Source organism: Salinibacter sp., assembly GCF_042218895.1.
GTDB lineage: Bacteria > Bacteroidota > Rhodothermia > Rhodothermales > Salinibacteraceae > Salinibacter.
The window spans coordinates 1-9,947 of sequence record NZ_JBDGQQ010000139.1 but is presented as its reverse complement, the minus strand read 5'-3'; the positions used below and the strand labels follow the sequence as shown (position 1 = coordinate 9,947).

Sequence of the window (9,947 nt, the reverse complement as noted above, 5' to 3'; positions counted from 1 at the left end):
CGGTTCTCTCACGGCTCGGCGGAATCGCGACTGGATTCGCATGGATTTTCCCGTCGATCCTGTTGAGACCGTCGAGCCGCCCGGGGCGCTCCTTAAGAGCCTGGACGATGTGACCCCCGACGCCATCCGGCGCAGTGAGCGCGACTATCTCGTCCACCTTCCCGATCCCGACGTCGTACGTGCTCTCCAACCCAATCTATCGGCACTGGCCACCCTGAGCGACGTCCGCGGCGTCATCGTCACCGCCGCGGCTCAGGCTAGCGACATCGACTTCGTGTCTCGCTTCTTCGCCCCCCGGGTGGGCGTTCCGGAGGATCCCGTAACCGGATCGTCCCACTGTGCGCTGGGACCGTATTGGGCCGCGCAGACAGGGGACACGTCCCTCACTGGGCGCCAAGTCTCGGATCGAGGGGGCACGGTGCGCGTGCACCTGGACACCCCTGATGCCGAGCGGATCACCTTGGCGGGGCGCGCTACGACCGTTCTCCGTGGGCGCCTCGATGGCTGAGAGGCCTACCAGCCCGGGCGCAGGATGAGACCAAAGTCCCAGGGTTGGTCGCGCTGAAAGGTTCGGGCGTAGAAGGCCTCAAAGACGAGGGCGCCCAGCAGATTCACGCGGGCGGACACCCCGGCGCTCGTCACCGGCTGTGCCGGCACTGATCCCTCTTCTTCCGGCTGAATTGTGTTCGACGAGAACGTCAGGCTCGTCAGGTCCTCGCTGGTCCACGTGACCCCGGCGTCGGCAAACAGCACAAGGTCGGTCGGGAGATACTTAAAGGTCGAGAGGCTAAGGACCTCGGGGCCGAGCAGCGGAATGCGGAGCTCCACGCTGCCAAGAGCCATCCGCGTTCCGTACAGCCGTCCGATGTTGCAGATGCCCTGGCGCTGGCACTTCGGCGTCTCGAAGATTGAACTGAAGCTATATCCCCGCACAAAGCCAAGCTGATAGGGATCGCCGAGGGTTTCCCGGACGAAAGTGTCCGTAAACCGCCCTTTGAACTGGCCTGCCCCGTAATTGCCCTTATGGAGCCCCCGAATCGCAAGGGTGACTGGTTCACGGTAGAAGTAACGCCGGTAGTCCATCAGTACGGTCAAGAAGTTTCGCGAGCCAAGCTGCGGCGTGACCTGGAACCGGTAGCGTCCCCCCTGCAGGGGAGAGGTCAGTCCCGAGCTCGAAAAGTCCCCCACGTAGGCGACCCCGGCTCGGGCCAGATAGATTGGATCAGGGAGTCCCCCGAGGCCGAGCTGTTCCGGACTGATTTCTCTCCCGGTTGGGCCCCGAGCTGTGATGCCGAACCCGTAGCGTGTGCCTCCCAGGCTGAACTCGAGCCGATTCGTTTCCGAGAACGGATAGCTCGCCCGGGTTCCCAGTTGGGTTTGGTAAATGCGCTGGACGACCTGGATGGCCGATAGCCCTCTCCTCGTCCTCACGGGAATCAACTGGCCGAAGGCAAAGGGCTGATGTGAGACCCCAACCCCGTAGTTGTACCGATGCTTCTTGTTGGTGTAGAAGACCCCTCCCCCAATGTCCTTCAGGGTCCCGTTGGCCTGAACGAACACGCTCAGGTTCTGGTGTCCGAGGATGTCGCTGAAGAAGAAGCCAACGCCCCCGGCCACCTGCGTGCCGAAAGGCCCTCCGGCCGATGCTCCTACAGAGGGCGGCGCGACCCGGTCGAGCCGAAGGCGGTTGCTTGCATCCTTCACCTTGGGCGTCTCAATGTCCTTCAGTCCAGTCAGGGGGTCGTCAAGGTAGCTACCCACGAGGCCTTCGTCTGTAGGTTGTACAGGGGGGAGCATCGACGCTGTGCCGGTGACCTGTTCCGTCTTCACCCGCGTCCCTTTTGTCTCCTCCGCCGGAAGGGTCACGATGGAGTACCCCCCGTGTGAGAACACCGAGAACATCATCCGGCCGCTCCGGCGGGCCACAGACATCGCTGGCGACAGGGCCGTGATGCCACTCACACCGGTCTGCAGATGGGTCACGCGGTACGTCGCCTCTTCGTCTCGATCGTAGCGGTAGACATCCTTGAACCCATCCTGGGTGGCAATGAAGTAGATGCTACGACCATCCGGGCTGAACTGCGGGTTGTGCTGCATGCCTGTCTCGAAGGGGCGGAGGGCCTGAGTTTCACCGGTCTCCACATCGATCAGGCCGATGCGCTTCTTTGCGTAGTCGAGGGTTTTGAAGTTGGTCCCGTTCGGCCCCCGGTCGGTCGTGAAGGCAATGGTCTCCCCGTCCGGGGACCACGTTGGCTGAAGGTCCGCGTACCGATCGTTGGTAAGCTGTCGTGCTGTCTCCTCCTCGAGATTGTAGAGGTAGAGGTCGCTCGTGCCTCCTTCGAGGCCCGAGAAGGCAATGGTGCGTCCATCCGGGGACCAGGCAAGGTTCTGAATGGCCCCTACGTCCTCAACCACCGTACGCGTCTGAATCTCGCCCGTCTTGACATTGAACGTGTTAATCTCGTTACGCCCCTCCGCAAACGTGATGAACGCGAACCGCCGCCCATCGGGCGACCACGCCCCCGCCGAGTTGATGAACCGAAGCGCATCGAAGTGAGGATTGGACTGGGTGCCCTCCAGTTCCTGAATGATCTTGCCCGTCTGGGCGTCGGCGACGTAGAGATTGGTAGTGAAGAGGTTGCGCCGCGAGATGAACGCCACGTACCGCCCGTCTGGACTCACGGCTGGGGAGACGTTGAGCTGGAATTCTGCACCGGGCTCCCCAATGATGGCCTTGCCGACAGAGTCGACAGGGGTCCGGTTGTCAACCGGCAAAAACGACTCCTTCGTGGCCTGCTTCCACTCTTCCGAGAGAGAGTCGGCCGTGATGCCGAGCGTGTACACAAACGCCGAATCGACCCCTACACGTCCGCTCATCTTGTAAAGGTCCGTCACGGCTGCATCGCCGTACTTGCCGCCGATGTACGCCATGTACGCCTGCCCGTAGCGGTACGGGAAGAACGACTGCTGATTCTGCGTCAACTGTTGGATCGTCGGCAAGTCCTCGCGTAGGGCTGCGTCTCGCATCCACATGGCCGTGTGGGGGTCGCTCCGCCCCACCGACAGGTATTCAGCCATGCCCTCGATAAACCACAGCGGCAGGTTGCGGAGCGAGAAGCCCTGGTTGTTCTTGCGAAGGGCAATGTCGTACTGGAACGAGTGGACCAGTTCGTGCCCCAACACATGATCGGTCTCTGCGTAGCTCCCGGCGAGCGGCATCACGACCCGCTCCTTGACGCTCTCCGTTACGCCCCCGGTCCCCTGGCCAAGCCGCCCCCGCACGACGTTGGTCTGCTGAAAGTCGGGGCTGTTGGCGTAGAAGATCAGGGGCTTTTTCTTCTGAAACTCCCGAAGGAAAGTGCGGGAGTGTCGGTTGTACCACCGCTCGGCCATCCGGGCCGCATCTTCGACGGCCTGCTTCTCAGACGGGTAGAAGTAAATATTGAAGTGATCCGTCCCGAACGTCTTGAAGTTGAATTGCTCGTACTGGACCTTATTTTTCCCAAAGTACTGAGCCGAAGCCGTTCCGGTGACCAGGAACGCCGACAAGAAGAATACGATGAGGGAGAAGATCGTCTTGAACCGTCGCATGAGGAAACGAGAATTCAAGCAAGGAGATCGGGAGCGTGTTGGGTCGCCGGTTTCCCTTCGCAAGCTCCGGCCATCGTGGCTTCGACGGCGAAATCCGTCGGGCCCCTTCCCCACTCGTCCAAAGAGGCCTGCTGGAACAAAGGAGGATTTTTTCGCAAAAGGAGTTCCTCTAACCTTCTCATCTTCGGAATGGTTCTTCCCCCGATGGAACGAGCTTGTATGCTTTCCCTGGTCCCCAACGCGCAACCTACGAAGTGACCGCTCGTTTGGCGCCGAGTGGGGACTGGTCTCTCCTACCGTCGCGTCTCCCCTCAAGCCAGGACACTGACTCGTCCACCCGGCATGGACGAATATCGCACTCGGGTTCGGATCTACGCTGGTGTCGTTCTCACCCTCTTTCTCCTGCTCGGCCTTCGGCTCATTCAGTTACAGGGCCTGACCGGTGGGGACAGCGATGCGGTGCCCCCTGGAAGTGCCGTCCGTGGACGCCCCATTGAGGCGGCGCGGGGGGCCATGTACGACCGGGACGGGACCCTTCTGGTTGCCAACCAGCCCACGTACACAATTTTGCTTACTCCGCACTTCTTCGACCGGTCGAAAACCGGCCTTCTCGCCCGCCTGCTGGACGTGGCCGACTCGACGGTCGTCCAAAAACTTGAGCAAGCCCGTGAGTGGAATGCCTTCCGGCCGAGCCGTTCGTTCCAGCAGGTCTCGTTCGAGGCGTTCAGTCGTGTGCAGGAGCACTTGCACGAGCTTCCTGGGGTCTCCTACGACGTAGAACTGCGCCGGCGCTACCCCACGTCCTCCCTGTCCGCTCACGCCCTTGGATACGTCCACGAAGTTGACGACCGAACCCTCGCCCGGAAGCGCTCGAATGGCTACCGGTCGGGCGACTACATCGGAAAGACGGGCCTCGAACACGCCTACGAGTCTCTTCTCCGGGGCAAGCGAGGCCGCAAGTACGTGCTTGTGAGTGTACAGGGGACCAAAATCATGCCGTACCAAAACGGCAGGAAGGACGAGCCGGCCGTCAGTGGCTATGATCTGCATCTGACCCTCGACCACGAATTGCAGGCCCTCGCCGAGTCCCTGTTCGTCGGCAAGCGAGGAGCGGTCGTCGCCCTCGACCCCGACAACGGGGCAGTTCTGTCGTTCGTGAGCCAGCCGGACTTTGACCCGCGCCTCTTCGCACGCTCCACCAGTGCGTCGGTGTGGGACAGCCTCCGCACCGACCCGGGCGAGCCGCTGTACAACCGAGCCACTCAGAGCACCTATCCGCCCGGCTCCACCTGGAAGCCTTTCATGGCCCTCGTTGCCCTCCAGACCGGCCAACTGACCGCAAGCGAACGCCGGGACTGCTCGACGGGCTACCGCGTGGGGCGACGCGTTTTCGAAAATCACGGGGACCAGGAAGCGGGCATGATGACGGTGAAAACAGCGATCGAGGTGTCGTGCAACACCTTCTTCTACCGGGTGATGGACGAGATGGATCTAGATACGTGGCACGACTGGGCGCTGGAGTTCGGGTTCGGCCGGCCTGTTCCCTTCAATGGATTCCGCCAATCCCCTGGACTCATCCCGGATTCCTCCTACTTCAACCAAACCTACGGCACCTGGACCGAGGGGTACACGATCAATCTCGCCATTGGGCAAGGAGACATGGGGGTTACGCCCCTTCAGTTGGCCCGGTACACAGCGGCGCTCGGCAACGGCGGGACGCTTCCCACGCCTCACCTTGTGAGCCGGGCCCGTCACCCGGAAACAGGCCGGTCCTTCCGGCCGGATCAGCCCGCACCGGATTCGATCCCGATCGATGCTCGGCACTTCGAAACCGTGCAGGCTGGCATGCGGCGCGTCATGACGCACGGGACAGGCAAGTGGGTCCAGATCCCAGGAGTCCCAAGCGCCGGCAAGACAGGCACCGCTCAGAATTCGCACGGACGGGCCCACTCCCTCTTCATCATGTTTGCTCCGTATGAGGACCCGGAAATCGCTCTTGCGGTGGTGGTGGAAAATGCCGGATACGGGGCGACCGCAGCGGCCCCCATCGCCAGCCTGATGGCGGAGAAGTACCTCACCGGAGAGATCGCAGACACTTGGAACCGACGCTACTGGAAGCAGCGCCTACTCGAAGAAGTCCGGAGCGCTCCACCCGAAGGGAGCACACCCAGCCCGGGCGCTGCCCCCACCCCCCCTGCACAGACCGCAGCACAGTCGCCCGAATCGTCCACTGGGCCTTCCTCTACCGGCTCCTCCCCTTAGCCCCGTGCCCACCGCTCCATGCAGGACTCGTCCTGGAAGTTTGACATCTACACGCTCCTCCTCTGGGGGGCACTCGTAGCCGTGGGCCTCCTAGCCCTCTACAGCACGACCCACGGTCCTGCCGCCGAGTACTTGAGCGAGGGCGTGCGCGACAACTTTCGTCGCCAGCTTATCTGGATCGGGGCTTCGGTGGTGGGGATCGGCATTACCCTCCTCCTCCCCGTTCGGGTGCTGCGGTACGTCGCCTATCCAGTGTACGCGCTCACGGTGGTCCTACTAGTGCTTTCTCTCGTGATAGGCGTGGAGGTGCATGGGACGCGTGCGTGGCTTGCCCTCGGTCCTTTCCGAATGCAAGTCTCGGAATTTGCCAAGGTAGGCACTGTGCTCGCCGTGGCCCAACTGCTGTCCGAGCGGCACACGCGTGCGGAACAGGACCTACGCTTTGCCCTGAAGGCCGCCGCCCTCATCCTCGTGCCGGCCGTGCTTGTCGTTCTTCAAAATGACCTCGGCACCGCTCTGGTCTTCCTCGGTCTCGTGCCCATCATGCTGTTCTGGAGCGGATTGTCACTTTCCGTGATTCTTCTCATGATCTCGCCGGCCATCGCAGGGTACCTCGCGCTCGTTTCCCTTCCGGTCGCCCTCGCCTTTGCCGTCGTGTTTACGGGCGCTCTCTGGATGTACTCTAGACAGCGCTCCATCGCCGCCCTTGCGGCCGCCTTCACAGGCGGCGTGACGGCCGTCGTGTCGCTCATGCTCAGTAAAGTCCTCCAGCCCTACCAGGTCAAGCGGCTGCTCTCCTTCACAAACCCGGGGGCTGAGCAATTTCGGCAGGGGGTCGGGTTTCATCTGGTGCAGTCGAAAGCGGCCCTCCGCTCCGGGGGCCTCTGGGGAACCGGGTTCATGCAGGGCCCGCAGACGCAGGGCGCGTATGTGCCCGAGCAAACGACCGACTTTATCTTCAGCGTCATCGCCGAGGAATTTGGGCTCGTCGGGTCGCTTCTCGTGCTGGGCCTGCTGGCCGTCCTGCTCCTGCGGCTCGTCAAGCTAGGGGCCGACGTCAAGCACCCCTTCGGCAGCATCGTAGCGGCGGGCGCCGTAGGCGTCTACCTGATCCACATCTTCATCAACATCGGGATGGTGACCGGCATGCTGCCTGTGATCGGGCTTCCCCTTCCCTTCCTCTCGTACGGCGGCTCGGCGATGCTCGCCCACACGGCGCTCCTCGCCATCGTGCTCAACACGCACATGCGGCGCGAGGATCTCTCGATCTACGGATACTGATTCACGTTGAGTGCTGTGTAGCTGGCATTCGGGGGTCCCCAGGGTTCCCACGGAAAAACACCGCACTCCTCCGTGATGTCGGCATCCGTGCGGAGGTCGGCTCTTCCATGTACTCGGTGAATCTTCTCATCCGTAGTCTTCCGATCCGCAATCGCACGTCTCGAGACCTGCCGTGGCGCCAACAGATGGACGGCCCCAGGGAGGCGGGCTCCCACCGGGCCCGTCCCTGAGGCCGTCGCTTTTCGCGTGCTACGATTCTCCCCCTGAGGAATGGGCGATGCACAGCGATTGCTGCATGTCCTCCCCTTCCCCCTGCGTTCTCCACTTGCAAGTCGCGCCGGTGGAACGGGGAAATGTGAAGGAGCCGACCGGTTTCCCTTGACCGGCCCGCCTGTTCGGCGACACGCAATGCCGCTCTACACGACTTCGGCTGTCGCCTCGCCGCCGGTCTTCTCCGCCTCCTCTGCCCCATTGGACATGCCGCCGAACTCTGGGTAGGCATCCACATCGTGCTCCAACTGGTCGAGACCGTAGGCCTCGTCGTCGATTCGGATGCCGCCCACCAGGCGATCGGCAAGCGAGAAGGTGAGGTAGCTGACCGGGAACGTCCAGGCAAACGCCACCGCGATGCCGAGCGCCTGCACGCCGACCTGCGAAAGGCTGAAGCCCGCAGAGTCAAAGAGCCCCGCCGCGAGGGTGCCCCACGCACCGGCCACGCCGTGGACCGCAATGGCGCCCACCGGGTCGTCCACAAACGCATCGAGGGCCCGCGCCGCGTATACCATGATGATGCCCGCGATAAGTCCGGTGAGGATGGCGAACGGCGGCGTCAGGTTCGCGCACCCGGCCGTGATGCCGACCAGGCCGGCCAGCACGCCGTTCAGGGTCATCGAGGCGTCGGGGGTGCCGGTGTCGACCCACGTAACCACCATTCCGCCCACGGCCCCAGCGCCGGCCGCGAGGAAGGTGTTCATGGCGATGAGCGCAATGTCGGTCGTTCCGGCCGTCGTCGATCCGGCGTTGAAGCCGAACCATCCGAGCCACAGAATGAACACCCCGAGCGCCGCCAGCGGGAGGCTGTGTCCCGGAATGTCACGGGCGGTGCCGTCCTCGGCGTACTTCCCGACCCGAGGGCCTACGACCAGCGCCCCGGCCAGCGCGGCCCAGCCGCCGACACTGTGTACGACCGTCGACCCGGCAAAGTCGATGAAGCCGAGCGACTCCATGAAGCCGGCGCCGTTGAAGAGGCCGCCCCAGAACCAGGCCCCAGAGATCGGATAGATGAAGCCCGTCATTAAGACTGAAAAGATGAGGTAGCCGCTAAACCGCGTTCGTTCGGCGACAGCCCCGGACACGATCGTCGCTGCCGTGGCCGCGAAGACCGCCTGAAAGAAGTAGAACGCGTAGACCCAGCTCTGCGGCTGATCCCCTGTGCCCATGAGGAAGAAGCCATCGGTACCGACCAGGCCGTTCCAGCTGGTCCCGAACATCAGCCCAAAGCCGACCGCGAAGAAGACCAGCGCCCCGGCCGAGGCGTCCATCACGTTTTTCATGATGATGTTTACCGCGTTTTTGGCCCGCGAGAAGCCGGACTCCAGCAGCGCAAAGCCCGCCTGCATGAAGAAGACCAGCGCGGCCGCAACGATGGTCCAGACGTAGTTCAGGTTCGTCTGTGCTTGCTCGGCCGACTGCGTCGCCTCCGCGACGTTCGACGGATCCGAAGCGGCCCAAGCGTCCGCCCCAAAGGGTGCGAGAAGCAGACCAGCGAGAAAAAGGAGTGAGGTAAGCGTGCGCATTCCGAATTGTACGATTTTTTGTGGTGGGATCACCTTCAACGCCATTTACTCTATTGATTTTCCCTTGCAACCACAAAAAATCAAGCCGCGTAGAAGCGCTCCCAAAATTGATGGAACCGCTTCCGACGACCGTTTTAACGAAATCGGGACATTTCACACGCGTCTCCGACGTTCTCTCGTACGGGCGACACCCCGCAGCTATTCTCGCCGGGGGTGTGGGGGACTGACGTGCATCTCCTGAAATGAGCTGCTGCGGGCCCCGGAGGACTCGACTGACGGCCTTCGTCCGCTACGCCGCGGGGGTCGGCTGGTGCGCGTCCTCGTCCCCTGACTGGCCGGCAACCGGAACCGCCTCGCCCCCTTCGGCCTGCGCGGCCCGGGTGCGCTCCAGCTCCTCGCGGAGGTAGTCGGACGTGTGCGTGTCAGCCTCCCCCAGCGCCTCGGGCCCCCCCTCAAAGAGAATCTCGCCGCCCCTGCGTCCCCCCTCCGGCCCGAGGTCGATGACATGGTCGGCCTGCTTGATGATGTTCATGTTGTGCTCGATGACGATCACCGTGTTGCCCTCGTCCACCAGGCCGTGCAGGACGTTGAGGAGATGACGGATATCCTCGAAGTGCATCCCGGTGGTGGGCTCGTCGAGGATGTAGAGGGTGTCGCCCGTGCCGGGTCGGGAGAGCTCCTTCGACAGCTTCACGCGCTGGGCCTCCCCGCCGCTCAGGGTGGTGGAGGGCTGGCCGAGCGTGAGGTAGCCGAGGCCCACGGCGTCGAGCGTCTCCAGCGTGCGCATGAGCCGCGGCTGGTTCTCGAAGAAGTCGAGCGCCTCGGCGACGTTCATGTCCAGCACCTCGGCGATGTTCTTGCCCTTGTACTCCACCTCCAGCGTCTCGGGGCCGTAGCGCTTGCCGTCGCACTCGTCGCAGGTGACGTCTACGTCCGGCAGGAAATTCATCTCCAGGGTCACCTTGCCCGTCCCGCCGCACTTCTCGCAGCGGCCCGGATCGGTGTTGAAGCTGAAGC

General features: G+C 63.1%; 5 protein-coding genes and 1 pseudogene. 3 read left to right on the top strand and 3 right to left on the bottom strand.

The window, feature by feature from the left end; genetic code table 11:
• The coding region (locus ABEL04_RS12010; protein ID WP_375802633.1) for a PhzF family phenazine biosynthesis protein at positions 1-508 on the top strand (508 nt) is incomplete at its 5' end.
• A gap of 5 nt (positions 509-513) precedes the next feature.
• On the opposite strand, the gene ABEL04_RS12005 is transcribed toward ABEL04_RS12010, so the two are convergent.
• Entirely contained in the window at positions 514-3,591 is a 3,078-nt protein-coding gene (locus ABEL04_RS12005) for a DUF6055 domain-containing protein (protein WP_375802632.1), read from the bottom strand.
• Positions 3,592-3,933: 342 nt separating this feature from the next.
• Between ABEL04_RS12005 and mrdA the strand changes: the two genes are divergently transcribed.
• Both mrdA and rodA read left to right on the top strand, forming a co-directional pair.
• Positions 3,934-5,853, top strand: coding sequence for a penicillin-binding protein 2 (gene mrdA, locus ABEL04_RS12000; protein WP_375802631.1), 1,920 nt, complete (start codon positions 3,934-3,936; stop codon positions 5,851-5,853).
• Positions 5,854-5,871: 18 nt separating this feature from the next.
• Positions 5,872-7,134 (top strand): rod shape-determining protein RodA, encoded by a 1,263-nt coding sequence (gene rodA, locus ABEL04_RS11995; protein WP_375802630.1) that lies wholly within the window; start codon positions 5,872-5,874, stop codon positions 7,132-7,134.
• 416 nt (positions 7,135-7,550) lie between these two features.
• Here rodA and ABEL04_RS11990 read toward each other — a convergent pair whose 3' ends face one another.
• Complete coding sequence (locus ABEL04_RS11990) at positions 7,551-8,930, bottom strand: ammonium transporter (protein WP_375802629.1); 1,380 nt, start codon at positions 8,928-8,930, stop codon at positions 7,551-7,553.
• Between the two features lie 289 nt (positions 8,931-9,219).
• Positions 9,220-9,947, bottom strand: a pseudogene (locus ABEL04_RS11985) (excinuclease ABC subunit UvrA); the annotation flags it as partial.